General features: G+C 68.2%; 16 protein-coding genes and 1 pseudogene. 9 read left to right on the forward strand and 8 right to left on the reverse strand.

Going from position 1 to position 20,613, the window contains the following annotated elements; translation table 11 throughout:
- Window positions 1-161 precede the first annotated feature (161 nt).
- Window positions 162-788 carry a hypothetical protein gene (locus HMPREF3113_RS08660; RefSeq protein WP_070471793.1) on the forward strand — a complete coding sequence of 209 codons (627 nt, stop codon included), beginning with the start codon at window positions 162-164 and terminating at the stop codon, window positions 786-788.
- A 6-nt stretch (window positions 789-794) separates the two neighbouring features.
- Here the strand turns inward: HMPREF3113_RS08660 and HMPREF3113_RS08665 are convergent, their stop codons facing one another.
- Window positions 795-2,297 (reverse strand): aldehyde dehydrogenase, encoded by a 1,503-nt coding sequence (locus HMPREF3113_RS08665; protein WP_070471794.1) that lies wholly within the window; start codon window positions 2,295-2,297, stop codon window positions 795-797.
- 114 nt (window positions 2,298-2,411) lie between these two features.
- On the opposite strand from HMPREF3113_RS08665, the gene HMPREF3113_RS08670 reads away from it, so the two are divergent.
- The 3 genes from HMPREF3113_RS08670 to HMPREF3113_RS08680 all read left to right on the forward strand — a co-directional run bounded on the left by HMPREF3113_RS08670 (window position 2,412) and on the right by HMPREF3113_RS08680 (window position 6,125).
- Window positions 2,412-3,764 (forward strand): omega-aminotransferase AptA, encoded by a 1,353-nt coding sequence (locus HMPREF3113_RS08670; RefSeq protein WP_070471795.1) that lies wholly within the window; start codon window positions 2,412-2,414, stop codon window positions 3,762-3,764.
- A gap of 79 nt (window positions 3,765-3,843) precedes the next feature.
- The gene (locus tag HMPREF3113_RS08675) at window positions 3,844-4,719 is read left to right on the forward strand and encodes a ParB N-terminal domain-containing protein (RefSeq protein ID WP_070471796.1); all 876 of its coding nucleotides are present in this window, start codon (window positions 3,844-3,846) and stop codon (window positions 4,717-4,719) included.
- Between the two features lie 113 nt (window positions 4,720-4,832).
- Window positions 4,833-6,125 (forward strand): DUF445 domain-containing protein, encoded by a 1,293-nt coding sequence (locus HMPREF3113_RS08680; RefSeq protein WP_070471797.1) that lies wholly within the window; start codon window positions 4,833-4,835, stop codon window positions 6,123-6,125.
- 60 nt (window positions 6,126-6,185) lie between these two features.
- Here the strand turns inward: HMPREF3113_RS08680 and HMPREF3113_RS08685 are convergent, their stop codons facing one another.
- Window positions 6,186-7,481: an aminotransferase class V-fold PLP-dependent enzyme gene (locus HMPREF3113_RS08685; RefSeq protein WP_070471798.1), complete on the reverse strand. Its 1,296-nt coding sequence runs from the start codon at window positions 7,479-7,481 to the stop codon at window positions 6,186-6,188.
- Complete coding sequence (locus HMPREF3113_RS08690; RefSeq protein WP_254665265.1) at window positions 7,481-9,805, reverse strand: TonB-dependent receptor plug domain-containing protein; 2,325 nt, start codon at window positions 9,803-9,805, stop codon at window positions 7,481-7,483. The genes HMPREF3113_RS08685 and HMPREF3113_RS08690 overlap by 1 nt, the downstream gene beginning before the upstream one ends.
- 426 nt (window positions 9,806-10,231) lie before the next feature.
- Here HMPREF3113_RS08690 and HMPREF3113_RS08695 point away from each other — a divergent pair, with 426 nt between their 5' ends.
- From HMPREF3113_RS08695 to HMPREF3113_RS08710, 4 genes are all read left to right on the forward strand, one after another.
- Window positions 10,232-12,463, forward strand: a complete 2,232-nt coding sequence (locus HMPREF3113_RS08695; RefSeq protein WP_019185873.1) for a TonB-dependent siderophore receptor — start codon at window positions 10,232-10,234, stop codon at window positions 12,461-12,463.
- 83 nt (window positions 12,464-12,546) lie between these two features.
- Window positions 12,547-12,906, forward strand: coding sequence for a DUF3649 domain-containing protein (locus tag HMPREF3113_RS08700; RefSeq protein WP_254665263.1), 360 nt, complete (start codon window positions 12,547-12,549; stop codon window positions 12,904-12,906).
- The gene (locus HMPREF3113_RS08705; protein WP_070471800.1) at window positions 12,903-14,519 is read left to right on the forward strand and encodes a PepSY-associated TM helix domain-containing protein; all 1,617 of its coding nucleotides are present in this window, start codon (window positions 12,903-12,905) and stop codon (window positions 14,517-14,519) included. The genes HMPREF3113_RS08700 and HMPREF3113_RS08705 overlap by 4 nt, the downstream gene beginning before the upstream one ends.
- Complete coding sequence (locus tag HMPREF3113_RS08710; RefSeq protein WP_070471801.1) at window positions 14,516-14,851, forward strand: DUF3325 domain-containing protein; 336 nt, start codon at window positions 14,516-14,518, stop codon at window positions 14,849-14,851. Before HMPREF3113_RS08705 ends, HMPREF3113_RS08710 begins: the two co-directional genes overlap by 4 nt.
- 34 nt (window positions 14,852-14,885) lie before the next feature.
- Here HMPREF3113_RS08710 and HMPREF3113_RS08715 read toward each other — a convergent pair whose 3' ends face one another.
- The 3 genes from HMPREF3113_RS08715 to HMPREF3113_RS08725 form a co-directional block, all read right to left on the reverse strand.
- Window positions 14,886-15,422 (reverse strand): GNAT family N-acetyltransferase, encoded by a 537-nt coding sequence (locus HMPREF3113_RS08715; RefSeq protein ID WP_070471802.1) that lies wholly within the window; start codon window positions 15,420-15,422, stop codon window positions 14,886-14,888.
- A gap of 20 nt (window positions 15,423-15,442) precedes the next feature.
- Complete coding sequence (gene rlmKL, locus HMPREF3113_RS08720; RefSeq protein ID WP_070471823.1) at window positions 15,443-17,587, reverse strand: bifunctional 23S rRNA (guanine(2069)-N(7))-methyltransferase RlmK/23S rRNA (guanine(2445)-N(2))-methyltransferase RlmL; 2,145 nt, start codon at window positions 17,585-17,587, stop codon at window positions 15,443-15,445.
- Window positions 17,588-17,695: 108 nt separating this feature from the next.
- On the reverse strand, window positions 17,696-18,223 hold the full coding sequence (locus HMPREF3113_RS08725) for a hypothetical protein (RefSeq protein WP_070471803.1): 528 nt from the start codon (window positions 18,221-18,223) through the stop codon (window positions 17,696-17,698).
- 57 nt (window positions 18,224-18,280) lie between these two features.
- On the opposite strand from HMPREF3113_RS08725, the gene HMPREF3113_RS08730 reads away from it, so the two are divergent.
- A complete protein-coding gene (locus HMPREF3113_RS08730) occupies window positions 18,281-18,850 on the forward strand; it encodes an N-acetylmuramoyl-L-alanine amidase (protein ID WP_070471804.1) in 570 nt (189 codons plus the stop codon).
- 16 nt (window positions 18,851-18,866) lie between these two features.
- Here the strand turns inward: HMPREF3113_RS08730 and HMPREF3113_RS08735 are convergent.
- Together HMPREF3113_RS08735 and HMPREF3113_RS08740 are read right to left on the reverse strand one after the other, a co-directional pair.
- Window positions 18,867-19,757, reverse strand: a pseudogene (locus HMPREF3113_RS08735) (sulfurtransferase).
- Complete coding sequence (locus tag HMPREF3113_RS08740) at window positions 19,754-20,557, reverse strand: CoA pyrophosphatase (protein WP_046272021.1); 804 nt, start codon at window positions 20,555-20,557, stop codon at window positions 19,754-19,756. The pseudogene HMPREF3113_RS08735 and the gene HMPREF3113_RS08740 overlap by 4 nt, the downstream one beginning before the upstream one ends.
- Window positions 20,558-20,613: the final 56 nt, after the last annotated feature.

Consider the following 20,613-nt stretch of genomic DNA (forward strand, 5'->3'; position numbering starts at 1 on the left):
AAAAGGGCAGCTGCCGGATTCTGCCACGCCCTCCCCAAGCCTGCCGCGATGGTTGCAGACGAGACTGTCAGCCAGTGACCGGGTCCACAGGCTGCGTGCCGGCCGGGAACTTCCATCCGACCACCGGGTCTAACCGCGGTCACCCGCCAGGAAGGTTCCGGATGTCAGGCTCAAGGAAGCGTGCCCGCTCGCGCTGGACCCAGACCAGCGCCATCGCGGTGGTGATGGCCGTACACGGGCTGATGCTGGGCGTGCTGCTGCGCTCACCCGGCCCGGGCGATGCCTTCCCGGATGAGCGCCTGCAGGTGTACTGGCTGCCTCGCCCGTTGCCGGTACCGGTTTCGCCACCGCCCAGTGCCACGACGCCCCGCACACGGCAGGCCGCCGCATCGCAGCGCCTGCCTGCGCCGGCCGTGGTCGTGCCGGTCGCCGCAGCCGCCGCCGCGCCGGCTCTGCCGGAAGTGACCGCCCCGCTTGATCTGAGCGTGCCATCGTCGCTGACCGGCAGCGGCATCGAAGCGGCCTCACTGGCCCCGCGCGTGCTGGGCGCCCGTGACGTGCACGCGGCCTTCCAACCGCGGCGCGAGCGCTTCCGGATGAACGCCGGAATGTCGCCGGAGCAGATCGTGCAGGGCATTTTCCAGCTGATCGGTGCCTGGCCGCCCGGCTACACGGTGGACCAGTGCCGCCTGACGCGGCAGCAGATCGACTACCTGCGCAACGCGGTGGATGAACGGGATCGCGACCTGCTGCGCGAGTCGCTGGTCCGCCACAGCCAGGACTGCTGAGCGAGGTCAGCCGCCCAGGTGGATCCAGGTCGCCTTGAGTTCGGTGTACTTGTCGAAGGCGTGCAGGGATTTGTCGCGGCCGATGCCGGACTGCTTGTAGCCACCGAACGGGGCGGTCATGTCGCCGCCATCCCACTGGTTGACCCAGACGCTGCCGGCACGCAGGCCGCGTGCCACCCGGTGCGCGCGGCCCAGGTCGCGCGTCCATACGCCAGCGGCCAGCCCGTAGATCGAATCATTGGCCATGCGCAGCGCGTCCGCCTCGTGATCGAAGGTGAGCACCGAGAGGACCGGCCCGAAGATTTCCTCGCGGGCGATCGTGTGCTGCGGATCGACCTCATCGAACACGGTCGGCTCGACATAGCTGCCACCCGGCACCACCTCCAAGCGCTTGCCACCCAGCAGCAGGCGCGCGCCCTCGGCCTCGCCGCGCGCCACGTAGTCCAGCACGCGGCCGGCGTGGGCGTCGTCGACCAGCGCGCCCATCGCCGCCTCCGGCTCGAACGGGTGCTGTGGCTGCATGTGCCGCCCATGCGCCAGGACCCGGGCCACGAAGGCATCCTTGATCGAGCGCTGGACCAGCAGGCGCGAGCCGGCGGTGCACACCTCGCCCTGGTTGTAGAAGATCGCCGTGGCGGCGGCCTGGGCGGCCTTGTCCAGATCGGGCGTATCGGCGAACACGAGGTTCGGGCTCTTGCCACCGCACTCCAGCCAGGTGCGCTTGAGATTCGATCTGCCCGCGCATTGCAGCAACCGGCGGCCCACCGCGGTGGAACCGGTGAAGGCCAGCGCATCCACGTCCATGTGCAGCGCCAGCGGCTCACCGGTGCGCTCGCCGTGGCCAGGCAGTACGTTGAACACGCCATCGGGCACACCGGCCTCGGCCACCAGTGCGGCCAGGCGGATCGCGCTCAACGGCGAGCGTTCGGAGGGTTTGAGGACCACGGAATTGCCTGCCGCCAGCGCCGGGGCAATCTTCCACGACGCCATCAGCAGCGGGAAATTCCACGGCACGATCACCGCGACAACGCCGACCGGCTCGCGGGTGATCAGGCCCAACGTGTCGAGCGCTGTAGGGGCGACTTCGCCGTATACCTTGTCCACCGCCTCGGCGGTCCAGCGCAGGCACCGCACGACGCCGGCCAGATCGCCTTCGCGTGCGTCGCGGACCGGCTTGCCCATGTCCAGGGTTTCCAGCAACGCGAGCGCATCGGCGTGCTGCTCGACCAGATCGGCCAGCCGCAGCAGCACCTGCTTGCGGTGCGAGGGTGCCGCCCGCGACCAGTCGCCCGCATCGAAACTGCGACGCGCCGCGGCGACCGCACGGTCAACGTCTGTCGTATCGGCGTCGGCTACCTGCACCAGCACGCGGCCATCGATCGGGCTGATGCAGTCATAGCGCGCGCCACTGGCGGCGTCCACGTAGCGCCCATCGATGAAGGCCTGGCCTTGGAAGGTCAGTGCATCGGCCTGGCGCTGCCAGTCCTCACGGGTGCGTGCGGCGGTCATCGGCGTCGTCCTCGTTCAGTGAGTCGGGTAAAGCGGTTATACCCGCGGCCATCACGGGATGACGTGATGCGGGTGCGATAAAGTCGTGACCGTCGCGAACCTGCAGAGTGCCCCATGCCTCGTCCCGAGTTGTCGTTGTCCACCCTGGCCGGACAAGCGCCAGCAGAGCTGGACGCCTATTGGATGCCATTCACCGCCAACCGCCAGTTCAAGGCTGCGCCGCACCTGCTGGTACGCGCTGAGGGCATGTACTACCACGACGTCGACGACCGCCCGATCCTGGATGGCGCGGCCGGCCTGTGGTGCTGCAACGCGGGGCATGCGCGGCCGCGGATCGTCCAGGCGATCCAGCAGCAGGCCGCCACGCTGGATTTCGCGCCACCGTTCCAGATGGGCTCGCCGTTGCCGTTCGTGCTGGCGCAGCGGCTGGCCGCACTGGCACCGGCCAGCTTGAACCATGTGTTCTTCACCAACTCCGGCTCCGAGGCGGTGGATACCGCGATGAAGATCGCGCTGGCCTACCATCGCCTGCGCGGCGAGGGTCACCGCACCCGCTTCATCGGGCGGGAGAAGGCGTATCACGGCGTCGGCTTCGGCGGCCTGTCTATCGGTGGCCTGCCCAACAACCGCAAGACGTTCGGGCCGTTGTTGCCCGGTAGCGATTTCCTGCGCCATACGCTCGATCTGGAGCGCAATGCCTTCAGCCCTGGCCTGCCCCGCCACGGGGCCGAACTGGCCGAGGATCTGGAGCGCCTGATCGCGCTGCACGATGCCTCCACCATCGCCGCCGTGTTCGTCGAGCCGATCGCCGGTTCGGCCGGGGTGATCCTGCCCGCGCCGGGCTATCTGCAGCGCCTGCGCGAGATCTGCGACCAGCACGGCATTCTGCTGGTGTTCGACGAGGTGATCACCGGTTTCGGCCGGGTCGGCCACGCCTTCGCCGCCCAGCGCTTCGGGGTCACCCCGGACCTGCTCACCCTGGCCAAGGGCCTGACCAACGGCGCGGTGCCGATGGGCGCGGTGCTGGCCAGCGATGCGATCCACGGCGCCTTCATGCAGGGCCCGACGGCCGCCATCGAATTTTTCCACGGCTATACCTATTCCGGTCACCCGCTGGCGTGTGCGGCTGCGCTGGCCGCATTGGATACCTACGCCGAGGAGCATCTGTTCGAGCGCGCCCTGGAACTGGGTGATTACTGGCAGGAGCGACTGCACAGCCTGCGCGGACTGCCGCATGTGGTGGACATCCGCAACTTCGGGCTGATCGGCGCAGTCGAGCTGATGCCGCGCAAAGACGCCCCCGGCGCGCGCGGCTATGAGGTATTCGAGCGCTGCTTCCGCGATGGTCAGTTGCTGGTGCGCTGCACCGGCGATGTGATCGCGCTGTCGCCCCCGCTGATCCTGGACCGCAGCCACATCGACCACATCGTGGATGTGCTGGGCGAGATGATCCGCGCCACCGGCTGAGCCTGAATCCGTCGGCGACGACGCCGGCCGCCGCGATCCTTACAATGGTCGGTCACGTTTCGCTCGCGTACCGGATTGCATGGACATTGTCGTCAAAGAAGAACTCAAGGCCTATATCGACCCGCTGACCCCGGACGAGCACGACGCCCTGGAGCGCAGCATCCTCGCCGAAGGCTGCCGCGACGCGCTGGTGCTGTGGGGCGAGGTGCTGGTGGATGGCCACAACCGCTACGGCATCTGCCAGAAGCACGGCCTGCCGTTCCAGACGATCCAGAACACGCGATTCCAGTCGATGGACGACGTCCATCTGTGGATGATCGAGCAGCACCTGGGCCGCCGCAGCGTCTCCGACTTCCAGCGTGGCGTGCTGGCGCTGCGCAAGCGCGACATCCTGGCCGAGCGCCACCGCGCCGATCAGGCCCAGCTGCAGAAGGAAAGCGATGGCGAGATCGGCGGCCCGGCCGATGCTGGTGACGAGGACAGCCCGCCGTGGGCGGCCGCGCCGAAGGTCAGCCGCGCCGACATGGCCCGCGAAGCGCGCCTGAGCAGCAGCCAGGTGACGATGATCGAGCGCATCCACAAGCAGGCCGCGCCGGAACTGGTGGAAGCGGTCAAGACCGGGGTGATCTCGATCAGCGCCGCGGCCGCCGTGGCCGACCTGCCGGAAGACGAACAGCGTGCCGCAGCCGCTGCCGGCAAGGACGAGCTCAAGCAGGCCGCCAAGCGTGTGCGCGAGTCCAAGCGCAAGCCGCGCAAGCCGGCCCAGGAGGTGCTGCACAGCGCCGATGGCGACGCCGAAGCCGACCCCAGCCGCGCCGCCGAGATCGCCGATGCGCTCAACGCACTGGGCGAAGGCCCGGCCGAGCTGCGCCAGCGGATCATCGCGCTGACCCTGGAGAACGACACCCTGCGCCAGCAGCTGGCCGCGCTGCGCAAGCAGGTGGCGGACCTCTGAGGGTAGTGCCGGCCGCTGGCCGGCAACGCGATTGACCTTCGGGTGGGGAGCCTGGTTGCCGGCCAGCGGCCGGCACTACCTCGCAATCATCTTTCGGTCGTTAGACTGCCGGGATGACGCCCCTCTCCCCGCCCGACCCGCGCCGTGCCCAGCTGCGACGGCTGAAACTGATCGCCCTGGCCATGCTGGTGGCGATGCTGGCCGGCTTCGCGGTCAGCCATTGGCACGGCGAACGCGGCATCTGGGCCTGGGTCTCGGCCTTCTGCGAAGCCGCTGCCGTCGGCGCCCTGGCCGACTGGTTCGCGGTGGTCGCGCTGTTCCGGCGTCCGCTGGGGCTGCCGATCCCGCATACCGCGATCATCCCGCGCAGCAAGGACCGCATCGCCGACAGCCTGGCGCTGTTCGTCCGCGACCAATTCCTGGAACCCCAGGCGCTGCTGGCCCGGCTGCAGGTGTTCGATCCGGCCAGCCGCCTGGGCAGCTGGCTGGCCGAGCCGGCGCGGGCCCGCATGCTGGCCGACATGGCCCGCGGCTGGGCCCTGCAGGCGCTGGATTTCCTTGACGAAGCGGCGGTCCGGCGCAGCATCCAGGGCTTTGTGATCCAGCAGCTGCGGCAATGGAACGCAGCCGCCACGGCGGGTGAACTGCTAAGCCTGCTCACCGCCGACAACCGCCACCAGCGCGTGCTGGATGAAGGCCTGACCCGCATCAGCGAATGGCTGGGCAACAAGACGGTCAAGGACCGCGCCTCCACCCTGATCGTGGGCTACATCCAGCGCGAGTGGCCCAAGCTGGCCAGCACGGTCAACTGGGTCAAGCCGATCGACGAGATCGGTGACACCCTCGCCGAGCGCCTGGCGCACGCGGTGCTGGAAGAACTGCAGCAGATCCTGGCCCAGCCGGAACATCCGCTGCGGCGCGATTACGAAACCTGGCTGAGCGACTACATCCAGCGGCTGCGCGAGGACCCGGCCCTGGCCGAGAAGGTCGAGCAGCTCAAACAGCAGGTGATCGACCACCCGGCCGTGCAGGAGTACGTGCAGGGCCTGTGGGCGCGGATCCACGCCAGCCTGCGTGCCGACCTGGCCAGCGAGGACTCCGCGCTGGCCGGCCATCTGCGCCGCAGCCTGGCCTCGGTGGGTGAGGCGCTGCAGGCCGACCCGTCGCTGCGCGAAGCACTCAACCAGCACCTGATGGACGGTGCCGAACGCCTGACCACGCGCCTGCGCAGCGGCGTGACCGAGCACATCGCGCAGACCGTCAAAGGATGGGACGAACGCCACCTGGTCGAGCAGCTGGAATTGAGCGTGGGCCGCGACCTGCAGTTCATCCGTTTCAATGGCACCCTGGTGGGCGGCCTGATCGGCGTGATCCTGCACGCGCTGACCGTCTGGTTCCACTGGTAACACCGGAAGCATGCGCGCCCGGCGACGCTGGCAGGATCGCTGCCAGCGTCGTGGGATGGCTCAGCCAGCGACCGCCCGTACCGCCGCCACCAGCGCGTCCATCTGCGCCGGCGTGCTGAAGATGCCCGGCGTCACCCGCAGGCAGGCGCCGGAGGCGAGCCCTTCGCGTGGCACCACGAACACCCCCGACTGCTTCACCATCCGCTGCGAGGTGGCGGTGTTGTCGCGCATCGTGGTCTGCCCGCGCAACCGGAACGAGGTAATCGCACTGGACAGGCGCGGGTCGTCCGACCCCAGCAACTGGATGCGCGCATCGTCCCGCAATGCGTCCATCCACTGAGCGCGCAGGCGCAGCAGGCGCGCACGCTTGTTGGCGACACCGATGCGCTCGTGCAGATCCAGCGCCACCGGCAACGCCATGTACGCCGCGAAATTGACCGTGCCGGTGTGCACGCGGGTGCGGATGTCGTCGTGATCCTGCTCGCCCATGTACGGATCCAGATCGCGGACACGCCCGCGGCGGACATACACCGCGCCGACGCCGACCGGCGCGCCGATCCACTTGTGCAGGTTGATCCCGATGAAATCCACCCCCAGTGCGCGCAGCGGCGTATCCACCTGACCGATGCCGTGCGCCGCGTCGAGCACCACCTCCACGCCGGCTGCCCTGGCCAGCGCGGCGATCTCGGCCACTGGCAGCAGCATGCCGTTGCGGTGGTTGACGTGGGTCAGCAACAGCAGGCGCACGCGCGGGTTGGCGGCCAGCGCGCGGCGGTAGGTCTCCACGATGCTGTCGTGGTCGAACGGCTCGGGCAGCGTGATCGCCACCGGCTGCACGCCGCGCCGCGCCTGCAGCCACTGCATCGCGCTGATCATGCTGTCGTAGTCGGTATCGGCATACATCACCGCATCGCCTGGCGACAGCCCGCGGTAGCTGCCGATCAGTACCTGCATTGCCTCGGTGGCGCCACGGGTGAGCACGATCTCGTCGGTCTCCACGCCCAGCACCTGTGCCAGGCGTACGCGGGCCTGTTCGAACAGCGGTGGAAACGCCAGCCGCCCGAACCAGGCGTTGCCGGCATTCACCGTGGCGGTAGCCTGCTGGTACGCCTGCAGTACCGGGCGCGCCATTGCGCCCCAGTAGCCGTTGTCCAGCATGACGACCTCGTCGGTGAGGTCATACAGTGCGCGGACCTGGTCCCACCAGCCTTCATCACCGGCAAGCTCGGCCGGCGTGCGTGTGCCCACCGCCGGCAGCACCATCGGTTCAGTGCCCATGGCGGTCGCACCGGACAGCGCCGTGGCGAGTGGCAGGGCCAGCGCGCCACGCAGCAGATGTCGTCGTTGCCGGTCCATCAGTAGCGGATCCGGTATTCGGCGTAGAGGTTGCGGCCGTCAGTGTCATACGGCGCGTTCCGCGAGTAGATCAGGCCACGGCTGGCCTGGAAGCTGGCCTCGTCCGGGTAGCGGTTGAAGAGGTTGTCCGCGCCGATCCGCAGCGTCTGCTGCTCGGTGACGTTCCAGCTCACCGCCAGATCGACGAAGCTCATCGCCCCGAAGCGCTGGAAGATGTCGCCGGTGGCATTGCCCGAAGAGTCTGTCCATGCCCCGTAGTATCGCAGCTTGCCGAGCACGCTGAAGCGGCCCCACGCATAGGTACTGCTGAGCGTGGCCTTCTGCCGCGGCAGGCGCTCTTCGAAGATGCGGCGCTGGCTTTCGTTGGTGGCCACGCCGGTGGCACCACTGTCCACCTGGGTCTGGTTGTAGTTGTAGCCCAGCGTGGTGCTCAGGCGGCCCGCGCCGAGTGCGGTGGTGTGGCTGGCCACCACGTCGACACCGCGCGTGGTGGTGTCGAAATCGTTGGTGTAGAAGCTCACCGAGGTGTACGCCAGCGGGTTGGGTACCCCGGCCGGCACCGCGAACGAGGCCGACTGGCTGAAGCGATCGGTGACCTTGATGTCGTACAGGTCCACCGAGCCGGAGAAGCCGAGCTCATTCTTCCAGGTCAGACCGAGCGAGGCGGTGCGCGATTGCTCCGGCTTGAGCGGTTTGGCCCCCAGCTGGATCGCCAGCGGATCGCTGGGCGACAGGCGGCCGGTGGTGAACACCTGCAAGGTCACGGTATCCAGGCCCTGCTGGGTGCTCTGGGTGTAGAGCTGGCCAGGCGTGGGCGCACGGAAGCCGGTGGAGACCGAGCCGCGCAGCGCCAGGTCCGGGGTGAACTCGAAGCGGCTGGAGAGCTTGCCGTCCACGCTCTCACCGAACGCGGAGAAGTGTTCGTATCGGGTCGCCGCGCCCACGGTCCAGCGGGCGGTCAACGGCGCCTCGACATCGATGTAGGCCGCGCGGCTGCGCTGGCTCCAGCGCCCGGCATTGGCCGCGCTGAACCCCGGCGCACCGTTGGCGCCCCCGGCCAGGCCGGTCACCGCGCCCGGGCCGATCGCATACGACGCCGGATCACCGGCATCCACGCCGTAGGTCTCCTCGCGCGTCTCCGCACCGAAGGCGATGTTGATCGGCGCGGCCAGCGCACTGACCGGCAGCGAGTAGACGATATCCGCGTTGAGGTTCTTCTCTTCCTGCGAGAGCCGGCCGAGGTAGAACGCGGTGGGGCTGTCCGGGCCGAGCGAGGCATTGATCGAGTTGCCCAGCGTGTAGTCGATGCGGTTGCGCCCGTAGGAGCCGCTCACATCCCAGCGCCAGCGCTCGCCCCAGTAACCGCGCAGACCGAGCACGCCCTGCAGATCGTCCTGCTCGTTGCCGTACTTCGGGCTGAAGCCGGTCGGATACAGGCTGCGTGCGTCCCAGCCAGGGAATACGCGGCTGCGGTTGTAGACCGAGGCGGTGCCGTCGGGATTGCGCCAGTTGAAATCGCTGACACCCTCGCTGTGGCCGTACAGACCGAAGCCGTACAGGTCGACGCTGTCGTTCAAGGCGAGGTTGAGGTTGAAACCGAAATGCCGGTTTTCCAGGTCCGGCTGGCCCCAGCGCTGCACCGGATCGGGCACGGCCAGCTCCGGGTGGGCGTTCTGGAAGGCGATCGCATCGGCGCGTTGGCGGCTGCGCGAGGTCGCATCGGATTTGTCCCAGTCGGCGAACAGCGACAGGCTGCCCTTGTCGCCCAGCGCGAAGCCGTGGCGGCCCCCGATCTTGCGGCCCAGGCCATCGCCCTCGCTGTACTCGGAGATCCCCAGCGACAGTTCGCCGCCGACCCGGTCATCCAGGATGATGTTGATGACACCGGCGATCGCGTCCGAGCCGTACTGCGCGGACGCGCCGTCGCGCAGCACTTCAATGCGCTGGATCGCATGCACCGGAATCTGGGCCAGGTCCGGCCCCTGCGCGCCACGTGCGCCCAGCAGCGCCGAGCGGTGGAAGCGGCGACCATTGACCAGCACCAGGGTCTGGTCCGGCGAGAGGCCGCGCAGCGTGGCCGGCCGCACGAACACCAGGCCATCATTCATCGGCATGCGCTGGACCACGAACGACGGCACAAGTTGGGCCAGCACGTCGTTGAGGTCGGAGGACTCGATCGCCTGGATTTCTTCCTGCGAGAACACGTCCACCGGGGCCAGCGTGTCGAACTGCGTGCGGTTGCTGCCGCGCGTGCCGGTGACGATCATCGTGTCCAGGGTGGCGGGGGCCGCGGCGTTCCCTGCCGGGGCGGCCTCGGCACGCACATCGGCGGCCAGGGCGAAGGTAAGGACGGACGACACCGCTACAGCAAGCACACAACGATTCACTGACGACTCCGCGGACGAACAGGTGGGGGTTCGTCGTGACGGCATGTCACGACATCCTCACAGTGTGTTGACGCGATATTGCCCGGCGGTGACACGCAGGCGACCGTCGTTGCCTCCCCCGCACATACGCCCGCGCACGGCGTTTTCCTGATTTCGACACCGCCATGACGCTTGTCTAACGAAATGATAATGACTATCATTCACCGATCGGCTGTACGCCTAGCCAACCGGCGCCCGGATGCCTCACGCCTTCCCCGCGCAACGCCCCGTGTACACCTCCTGATCCGCTGCCTCGCCTGCCCTGCTGCCCCCGGCAGCGTCACTGCGCGCGTGCTGCCGTTTTCCCACATTGGAAGTGTTGCCATGACCCGTTCGTCCGCGTCACCGTTGTCCCGGCCATCGTTGTTGACCCTCGCGCTTGTTGCTGCCCTCGCCGGGCCGGCGCTGCCCGCCTTTGCCGAGGCCGGGCCGAATGAGGCAACCACGCTGGACACGGTCAAGGTGACCGCCGATGGCGAGATCCCGAATTCCTACACGGTCAAGCAGGCCAGCACCGCCACCAAGTTGAACCTGTCGCTGCGCCACACCCCCCAGTCGGTCACCGTGCTGACCCGCCAGCGTCTGGACGACATGGGCCTGTACGCCCTGTCCGATGTGATGGGCCAGGTCACCGGCGTGCATGTGTCGGTCACCGATTCGGAGCGCATCAACTACATCTCGCGTGGCTACAGCATCACCAATTTCCAGATCGACGGGATGCTCAACACGTTTGGTGGCTCGCTCAAGACCAACACCGACAGCGCGATCTACGAGCGCATCGAAGTGGTCCGCGGCGCCACCGGCCTGACCACCGGCGCCGGTGATCCGTCGGGCACGATCAACATGGTCCGCAAGCGACCGACCCAGGAGATGGCGATGAGCGCCGGGCTGACCCTGGGCCGCTGGGGCAACCAGCGTCTGGAAGCGGACATCGGCGGCCCGATCGCGCTGGATGGCCGCGTGCGTGCGCGCTTCGTGGCCGCCAAGCAGCAGAGCGATTCCTTCCGCGATGTGTACCGTCTGGACAAGGACGTGTTCTACGGCATCGTGCAGGCCGACCTGACCGACAGCACCCTGTTCGAAGTCGGCTATGACTACCAGTCGCCGGAAACCAAGGGCGTGACCTGGGGCGTGGTGCCGTACTGGGGCCCGGACGGCAAGCCGGCCAACCTGCCCCGCTCGACCAACCTCTCGGCACGCTGGAGCAGCTGGCCGATCGTGGAGAAGACCACCTTCGTGCGCCTGGAGCAGCAACTCGGCAACGGCTGGTCGCTGAAGGCCAGCGCGACCCGGGCCAAGCGCAACACCGATGGCGACGTCTGGTATGGCGCCCAGGGGTATCCGGCACCGGACGGCACCGGGGTGCGCGCCTATCTCTCGCATTTCGCCGAGCGCAGCGAAATGAATGTGTTCGACCTCAACGCCAGCGGCCCGTTCCAGCTGTTTGGCCGTGAACACGAGCTGGTGGCTGGCGTCGGCCAATCCGTGCGCAAGGGCGAATCGCCTGCCTCGGCGTTCACGCAGCCGCCGGGCTATGACGTCGTGCCGGACTGGCGCCACTGGACCGGGGATGTCGCCCCGTTGCCGCTCACCCGGCATGACTGGCTGGCCTCGGAGAACGAGCTGACGCAGAAGGCCGCCTACGTGGCCGCCCGCCTGCAGCTGGCCGATCCGTTGCTGGCCGTGCTCGGCGCGCGCTACGGCAGCTGGGAAACCCGCAGCTGGCGCTACACCCACGATGCTGCCGGCAACCGCACCGGCACCACCCGCGGCGGCTACAAGCCGGACGATTCGCTGACCCCGTACTTCGGCCTGGTCTACGATTTCAGCAGGCAGTTCAGCGCCTACGCCAGCTACACCGACATCTTCCAGCCGCAGGACTACCGCGACAAGAACAACGACTACCTGGAGCCGGTGGTCGGCGACATGTGGGAGGCCGGCCTGAAGGGTGAATTCTTCGGTGGACGCCTGAACACCTCCGCCGCGGTGTTCAAGGGCGAGAAGGACAATGTCGCCGAGCTCGATGACTCGGTGCCGGCCGCCTCGCTGCCCGATGGCAGCAGCGCCTACCGTTCCACCGGCAAGGGCAACAAGGTCAAGGGATGGGAACTGGAAGCCCAGGGCAGCCTGACCGCGAACTGGAACCTCTCGGCCGGTTTCGCGCACACCACCATCCGCAACCAGGCCGGCGTGGCGCAGAACACCACCAACCCGGTGGACACCTTCCGCCTCAACACCAGCTGGCGCCCGAGCGGTGAGTGGAACCGCCTGTCGCTGGGCGGTGGCGTGACCTGGCAGAGCCGGATCTACCGCACCAGCACCAAGCCGCGCGCGGATTACGCGACCAGCGGCCGTACCGAATCGGCGTTCATCACCCAGGACGCGTTCTACCTGGTGAATGTGTTCGCCGGCTACCGCTTCAACGACAACTTCTCCGCACAGCTCAACGTCAACAACCTGCTCGACAAGAAGTACTTCAGCAACGTCGGTTTCTACAACGGCGTGTACTGGGGCGAACCGCGCAACGTGATGTTGAACCTGCGCTGGAAGCTCTGACACCGGCTCCAAGGGACCACTGCGACGCGCAGTGAACACGGCCACGGATGGCCACTATCCTTCATCACCGGCTGCGGCCGGTGATGCCCGTTTCCCCGATCGATCAGCAGGTTTCCGTGGACAGCACGCCGCACGCCAGCGCCAGGTTCAACCGTCTTGGTTCCTTCTTCACCCGCCCCTGGCTGGGTGTGTTGTCACGTTCGCTCGCAGCGATGTTCGGCGGCTACGCGCTGGCCGCGACCTGCTCGATGTTCTTCGCGGTCGCCCTGCCGATCGCGCGCGGGCAGGCCGTGCTGACCGGCATGATGGTGGCGATCGTGCTGTGCGCCTGCGCGGCACTGTGGGCGTTCGCTACCCGCACCGCCCTGCGTGCCTGGGTCGGCATCCTGATACCCACCGTGCTGTTCTGGGTGGGCACCCGCCTGCTGCAGGGGGCCGCATGAAGAACGGATTCCGCCAGTCGATGGCGTGGCTGCACACCTGGACCGGCCTGCTGGTCGGTTGGCTGCTGCTGCTGATTTTCATGGCCGGCACGGCCAGCTACTACCGTGAGGAAATCAGCCGCTGGATGCGCCCGGAACTGCCGCGCAGCAGCGTCACCGCCGATGTGGCCGCCGAGCGTGCGCTGACCTTCCTGCAGCACAAGGCGCCACAGGCCGAGAGCTGGAACGTCACCCTGCCTGACCCGCGCAACCCGGCGATGCGCATGTTCTGGCGCAACCCCGAATCAATGGTCAAGCCGCCGGTGGAAGGCGAGCGTCGCCGCCGCGGCGGTGGCCGCTTCGGCGATGCCACCGTCGATCCGAACACCGGCGAGGAGATCGCTGCACGCGAAACCCGCGGCGGTGACTTCTTCTACCGCCTGCATTTCGACCTGCACTACATCCCGGTGTACTGGGCGCGTTACCTGGTCGGTTTCTGCGCGATGTTCATGCTGGTGGCGATCATCACCGGCGTGATCACGCACAAGAAGATCTTCAAGGACTTCTTCACCTTCCGCCCGGAAAAGGGCCTGCGGTCGTGGCTGGATTTCCACAACGTCAGCGCGGTGATGGCGCTGCCGTACCACGCGATGATCACCTACACCGGCATCGTCACGTTGATGTTCATGTACCTGCCGTGGGGCGTGAGCGTGGCCTATCCCAAGGATGAGGAGGCGTTCTTCAGCGAGGCCTTTGCGCGTCTGGCCGAGATCGACACGCCGGCGGAAGGACGCGCCACGCCGCTGCCGATCCAGCAGCTGCTCGACAGCGCCCGCGCCGAATGGAAAGGCGCGGACGTGGCCGGCTTCACCCTGTATCACCCGGGTGCGGCGAACGCGATCGTGGACATCACCCAGCGCGATGGAAAGCGCCTGTCGGTGGATACCCCGTCGCTGCGCTTCAATGCGGTGACGGGCGAGTTGATCGACGCCAGCCCGGCCTCGGGCGGCGCGACCCAGACCCGCGGCGTGATGTACGGCCTGCACCTGGCGCGCTTCGCCGATTGGGGCCTGCGTGCACTGTTCTTCCTGTCCGGGCTGATCGGCTGCCTGATGGTCGCCAGTGGCGTGGTCCTGTGGGCGGTGAAGGAACGGCCCAAGCACGCCAAGTCCGGCAGGACCGGCTTCGGTCTGCGCCTGGTCGATGCGCTCAACATCGGCGCGGTAGCCGGCCTGCCGATCGCCTTCGCCACCTACTTCCTGGCCAACCGCTTGCTGCCGGTCCAGATGGCCGAGCGCTCCACCGCCGAGGTCAATGCGTTCTTCTATGCCTGGGCCGCCGCGTTGCTGGCCGGTTTCCTCTGGCCCAAGCGGATGATGTGGACGTGGCAGCTGTATCTGGGCGGCGCGCTGTTCGCGTTGATTCCCGTGGTCAACGCAGTCACCACGCATGCGCACCTGGGCGTCACCCTGCGCACCGGTGACTGGGTGCTGGCCGGGTTCGATCTGACCATGCTCGCCTTCGGCGCGATGCTGGCCTACTGCGGCCATCGCATGCAGCGCTGGCAGCCACCGCTGAGTGCGGCCGAGAAGAAGCGCCGCCAGCAGGCGGCCGCCGCGGGAGCCACGGCATGATGCTGCTGGCGATCACGCTGACCTTTTCGGCGTTCACGGCGCTGTCGTTGGCAATGGACAAGCACCAGCTGGAACTGCACGGCAAAGCCGGCGCCAGCCCCGCGCGGATGCGGGTATGGCGCTGGGTGGGCTGGACGCTGCTGACCGTCGCATTCGCGTTGTGCGTGCTGGACCACGGCTGGGCGATCGGCCCGGTGCTGTGGCTGGGTGCGCTGACGATCAGCGGGGTGCTGATCGCGTTCGGGCTGTACCCGTACCGTCCGCGCTGGATCGCGCCGCTGGCGTGGGCATTGCCGGTGGTGGGGCTGGCGGTGACACTGGTCGCGCGCTGAGGGAGCAGCTGCGCAGCCGCATCGCGATCGCCGATCAGGGCACCAGTGAAAACATATGCGCGGCAACAGGACGGCCGTCGATGACCAGTCGGTTGCGTGCCACGCCTTCGCGCAGGGCGCCTGCCTTCACCGCCACCCGTTCGCTGGCAAGATTGCCCACGGCCACGACGATTTCCACCCGATGCATGCCCAGCGGCCCGAATGCCTGGGCGGCCAGCGCCTGTACGACGCGGGGCGCGACGCCCTCGCCGCGACACGACTGCCGCACCCAATACCCCAGGTTGCAGAACCGGGGATCGTGCTGGATCTTGTTCAGTCCCGCGCCGCCGACGAAGGCGGCGGTGTCACGGTTGAATACCCCATACTCGCAGGCCGTGCCTGCCGTCCAGCCGTCCCGGCAGGCCTGGAACCACTGCAGCGCCTGCCCCACGGTGTAGTCGACCGAACTCCACGGCATCCAGCGCCGCATGCCCTCGGCCGACTCACGCACCGCCGCTGCGAACGCGGCGGCGTCGGTATCCTCGAACGGCCGCAGCAGCAGCCCGTCGGGGTGGAGCTGGCGGTCGTCCATGTCAGCCCCTTGCCGTCCCGTCAGGCGCCGTAGCGGCGCAGTTCCCACGCGCGGTGGATGCGCGGGTTGCGCTCGAAGTCCGCCCCGATGGTCTCGGGCGAAATCTCCTTGCACTCCGCGAACGCCTTGATCGCCTCATCGTCCAGCTTGAAGCGGCGGAAGTTGTTGGAGAAGTACAGCACGCCTTCCGGGCTCAAGCGCGCCACGGCCGCACGCAGCAGGCGCACGTGTTCGCGCTGGATGTCGAAGTCATCGGCGCGGGCGGAGTTGGAGAAGGTCGGCGGATCGCAGAAGATCACATCGAAGCGGTGACGTTCGGCTTCCAGCCACGCCAGCGCATCGGCCTGGATCAGCTGGTGCTGGCTGCCGCCCTTGCCGTTCAAGGCCAGGTTGTCGGCGCACCACTGCAGGTAGGTGCCGGACAGATCCACGCTGGTGGTGGTCGCGGCACCGGCCACCGCGGCCTGCACCGAGGCGACACCGGTGTAGCAGAACAGATTGAGGAAGCGCTTGCCCTGGGCTTCCTGCGCCATGTGCCAGCGCAGCGGGCGATGGTCCAGGAACAGGCCGGTGTCCAGATAGTCGAACAGGTTCACGCGCAGCAGGGCATCGTTCTCGCGCACCAGCACGAACTCGCCGCGCTGTTCGAAACGACCGTACTTGCTGCCGCCCTTGCCCCGCTCGCGCGACTTCAGCGCGACCTGCTCGGCCGGCACCTGGAAGACCTCGCGCGCGGCCGAGAGCAGCTCGTTGCGGCGGCGACGCACATCGACATCGGGAATGGTCGCCGGGGCCGCGTATTCCTGCACATGCAGGAACGTGCGGCGGGCACCACCGTCTTCTTCATACACATCGATGGCGGCCGCGTACTCGGGCAGATCGGCATCGTAAACGCGGTAGCAGGTGATGCTCTCGCGCGTGCGCCACGTCTTGAACTTCTTGATGTTCTTGCGCAGGCGGTTGGCCACCATCTGCGCACCTTCGCTGAGCTCGCGCGGCTGACCGGTGTTCTCGCGCTGCGGCACCGCGATCGGGTCGCAGACGATCAGCGCGCACTCGATGGCACCGTTGAACAGCTGGTACTTCTTGTTGGCGCGCAGGCCGGTGGCGAAGGCCAGGTCGGCGCTGCCGCACAGCAGGCTGGCACGCCACTGCGGCACCGCGCGCTTGAGCGCGTCGCCGAGGCGGCGGTACAGCAGGGCATCGGCGGCCAGGCGCTCGTCGTACGGCGGGTTGCAGACCACGCAGCCGGTTTCCTGCAGGGGCACCTGCACATCGGCCACGTCGCGCACGCCGAACCAGATCGCGTGCGAGACGCCGGCGGTCTCGGCATTTTCCTTGGCCGCGCGGATCGCATGCGGGTCGATATCGCTGCCGTGGATGACCTGCTTGAGCGCACCGCGGCCGGCTTCCTCGCGCGTGCGCGCTTCGGCCATCAGGGTGTTCCAGCTCTCGCGGTCAAAGCCCAGCCAGCGGCTCGGCGGGATGCTGCCATGGCGCTGCAGGCCCGGGGCAACGTCGGCGGCCATCAGCGCGCCTTCGATCAGCAGCGTGCCGCTGCCGCACATCGGGTCGAGCAGGCCACCGCCTTCACTGTGGATCTTCGGCCAGTTGGCGCGCAGCAGCACCGCAGCGGCCAGGTTTTCCTTCAGCGGCGCCTCGTTCTGCGCCATGCGCCAGCCGCGGCGGTGCATCGGGCCGCCGCCCAGATCGATCGAGATCGTGGCCCGGCCCTTGCGCAGCGACAGGTTGATGCGCACGTCCGGGAACTCCACGTTCACCGACGGCCGTTCCAGGCCCTGCGCGCGCAGGCTGTCCACCACGCCGTCCTTGACCCGCTGCGCGGCGAAGCGCGCGTGCGTGATCTCGGTGCCGGACACATGCGCATCCACCGAGAGGGTCAACTCGGGGCTGATGTGCTGCTCCCACGCCATCGCCGACACGCCCTGGTAGAGCGAGCCCTCGTCCGGGCACTCGAACTCGGCCAGCGGCCACAGCACCCGGCTGGCCAGGCGCGACCACAGCACCACGCGCTGCGCCTGCGCCAGCTCGCCCTCGGCGTTGACGCCGGAAATGGTGGCGGTGGCCTTGTCCAGGCCGAGCGCCAACAGTTCGTCGGCGAGCAGATACTCCAGGCCCTTGGCGCAGGAAACAAAGAATTTCACGGAATCGGTATCGCAGGTCAGCGGAGAGGGGGTGCCCACGGGCACGGCAAGCAGCCGGGCACGGGGTCCCGGGGGGCCATTGTACGTGAGGTGGGCTGGAACGCCCGGTTACAGCGAGGCCAGCAGTTCCTCAAAGGCCCGGCTCGAGGCCTCGACGTGGTCGGTCAGGCGGTGCCCGTCGTCCACCATCAGCAGGCGCGCCGAGCGGGCCTGCGCCCAGGCGATCACCTCGGCCGGCGGGATCAGCTCGTCGTGCCAGGCATGGACAACGCTGGTCGGCACGCGGGCGGCATCCAGCGCCGGCATCGGCCCCATGCGGGTGGGCGGCACCATCAGGAACAGGCCCTGGACTGGCACCTGGAGCGAGGCGATGGCCGAGATGTACGAGCCCAGGCTGGAGCCGGCCAGCACCACCGGGCCCTGCGCGGCGCGGGCGGTGGCCAGGGTGACCAGGCGCTGCAGGCGGGCGCGTACATCGCCCAGACTGCTGACCTCGCGCTGGGCATCCAGATCGGTGTAGTCCGGGCGCTCGTGGGTCCAGCCCAGGCGTTCGGCCACCTCGGCCAGGGCGGTCACCTTGATGGCGTCCGGGCCGCTTTCAAAGCCATGGGAGAGGATGCAGTGGCCGCGGCTCATGCGCAGACCGCGCGGGAATCGATAGGAGCGTTCATGCCCGAATGCTAGCATCGCCACATGCCCGACCGCGCCCCGCCCGCCATCGATGCACAGCCCCTGCCCTACCAGGACAGGCTGCTGCCCCGCACGCACGACGACATCGATCTGGTGGTCATCCACTGCACCGAACTGCCGGACCTGGCGATGGCGCGCGAGTACGGCGAACGCGTGCTGTACGACAGCGGCACCGGCAACAGCGGGCACTACTACATCGACCGCGACGGGCGCATCGTCCAGTACGTGTCATTGGACCGCGTCGCCCATCAGGTCAGTGGCTTCAATCCGCGCTCGATCGGCATCGAACTGGTCAACACCGGGCGCTACCCGCACTGGTGGGATTCCCGGCACCAGGCGATGGACGAACCCTACCCCGATGCGCAGATCGCGGCATTGATCGATCTGCTGCAGCACCTGTGCGGCACGCTGCCGGCACTGGCGCATATCGCCGGCCATGAGTGGCTGGATACGCGCGAAGAAGTGGCCAGCGACGATCCGGAGCGGCGGGTGCCGCGCAAGCGCGACCCGGGTCCGTTGTTCCCGTGGCCGCGCGTGCTCGCGGCGGTGCCGTTGCAGGAACTGCGTGGGTGAGCGGGTGTGCCGATGATCAGCCGGTGGCCACCGGGCGCGACGGATCGCTGACCCAGCCGCTCCACGAATCGGCATAGATCCGCGCGCCTTCCAGGCCGGCCGCTTCCATTGCCAGCAGCAGATGGCAGGCGGTCACGCCGGAGCCGCACATCAGGACCACCTCCTCCGGTGCATGCGTGCCGAGCAGCGGCTGCAGCGCCGCGCGCAGATCGTCCGCAGGGCGCAACCGCCCGTCATGCACATTCAACGCGAACGGACGATTCACCGCGCCTGGCACATGGCCGGCGACCGGGTCCAACGGCTCCACTTCGCCCCGGAAACGCTCGCCGGCCCGCGCATCGATCAGCCAGCCCGGAGCATGCTTGAGACGCGCCTGCACCTGCTCGACCGAGGCGATCTGGCTGCGGTCGAAGTGACCGGGGTAAGGCGGCAGCGCGGTCACTTGCGGCAGCTCGCTAGTAACCGGCAGACCGGCCGCCTGCCAGGCCGCGAAGCCGCCATCGAGGACGCGAACGTGCGCATGCCCGATCAACCGCAACAGCCACCACAGGCGCGCGGCGGCCATGCTGCCATCGCCGGCGTCATAGACCACCACCCGGGTATCGGGCCCGATGCCCCACTCGCCCAGGCGTGCGGCGAACGCCTCGCTGTCCGGCAGTGGGTGACGGCCATGGCCGGTGCGGCCCAGATCGGACAGATCCCGGTTGAGATCGGCGTACAGGGCGCCGGGCAGATGGCCCTGTGCGTACAGCTGCGCACCGGACTACGGGTCGGCCAACGAGAAACGGGCATCCACCACGCGCAGCGGCGCTGCGGCACTGGCCGTCGCGCGTGCATCCATCAGGCGCGTGGCGCCCTCCTCCAGGGCCGGTGCGAGGGCGGTGACATCGATCAGCGGCGTGGTCATGCGGTCTGCTCCAGGCGGCGACGCAGGTTGTAGAGAATGGCGGCGGTCGCGCCCCAGATCCGTTGCCCCGGCCAGCCATACTCGAGCACGTGGCGGATGCGCCCGCGGTGATCGATCTCGACGTGGTGCAGGTTGGCCGGATCCATCAGGTACGCGAGCGGAACTTCGAAGACTTCGGCGACCTCGCCCGGTTCGGGCACGGCCACGAATGCGGGATCGATCACGGCCACGACCGGCATGACCCGATAACCGGTAATCGTCACGAACGGATCCAGGTATCCCAGTACCTGCACCTGATCCTGCTTGAGGGCGATTTCCTCATCGCTCTCGCGGATCGCGGCGGCCACCGCATCGCGGTCGTCCGGTTCCATGCGCCCCCCCGGGAAACCGACCTGGCCACCGTGATGACGCAACGTATCGGTACGCCGGGTCAGCAGCACCTGGGCACCGCCTTCGCGCGGAATGATGCCGGCCAGCACGGCCGCTTCAACCGGCGGGCCGGGTGGAAGAAGATCGACCAGCTCGCTGCGGTTCCAGCCATCGCCGGGCGGCGGCCGGTCCAGCGGATGCAGCGCGCGCATCAGGCGTTCGTGTTCGGCCAGCGAACCTTGCAGCGATTGCCGCAGTTGTTCGCGCAGGGGCAGCGTGTGCTGCATGACGTGTTGCTGTTCGGGTCGGCTCATGGTTCGCCAGCGGGTGATTTCATCCACGGTGCGCAGGCAGCCCGTGCAGACACCGGCGCGATCCAGCGCGCAGATTCCGATGCAGGGAGTGGGCACGGCATGCGGGGAGTGTTCCATCGATTGCACCGGTCAACAGTAGCGCGAATGCACGGAAACGAAAAACGCGCCGGTGT

Origin of the sequence: Stenotrophomonas sp. HMSC10F06, from assembly GCF_001807865.1 — a bacterium.
GTDB lineage: Bacteria > Pseudomonadota > Gammaproteobacteria > Xanthomonadales > Xanthomonadaceae > Stenotrophomonas > Stenotrophomonas bentonitica_A.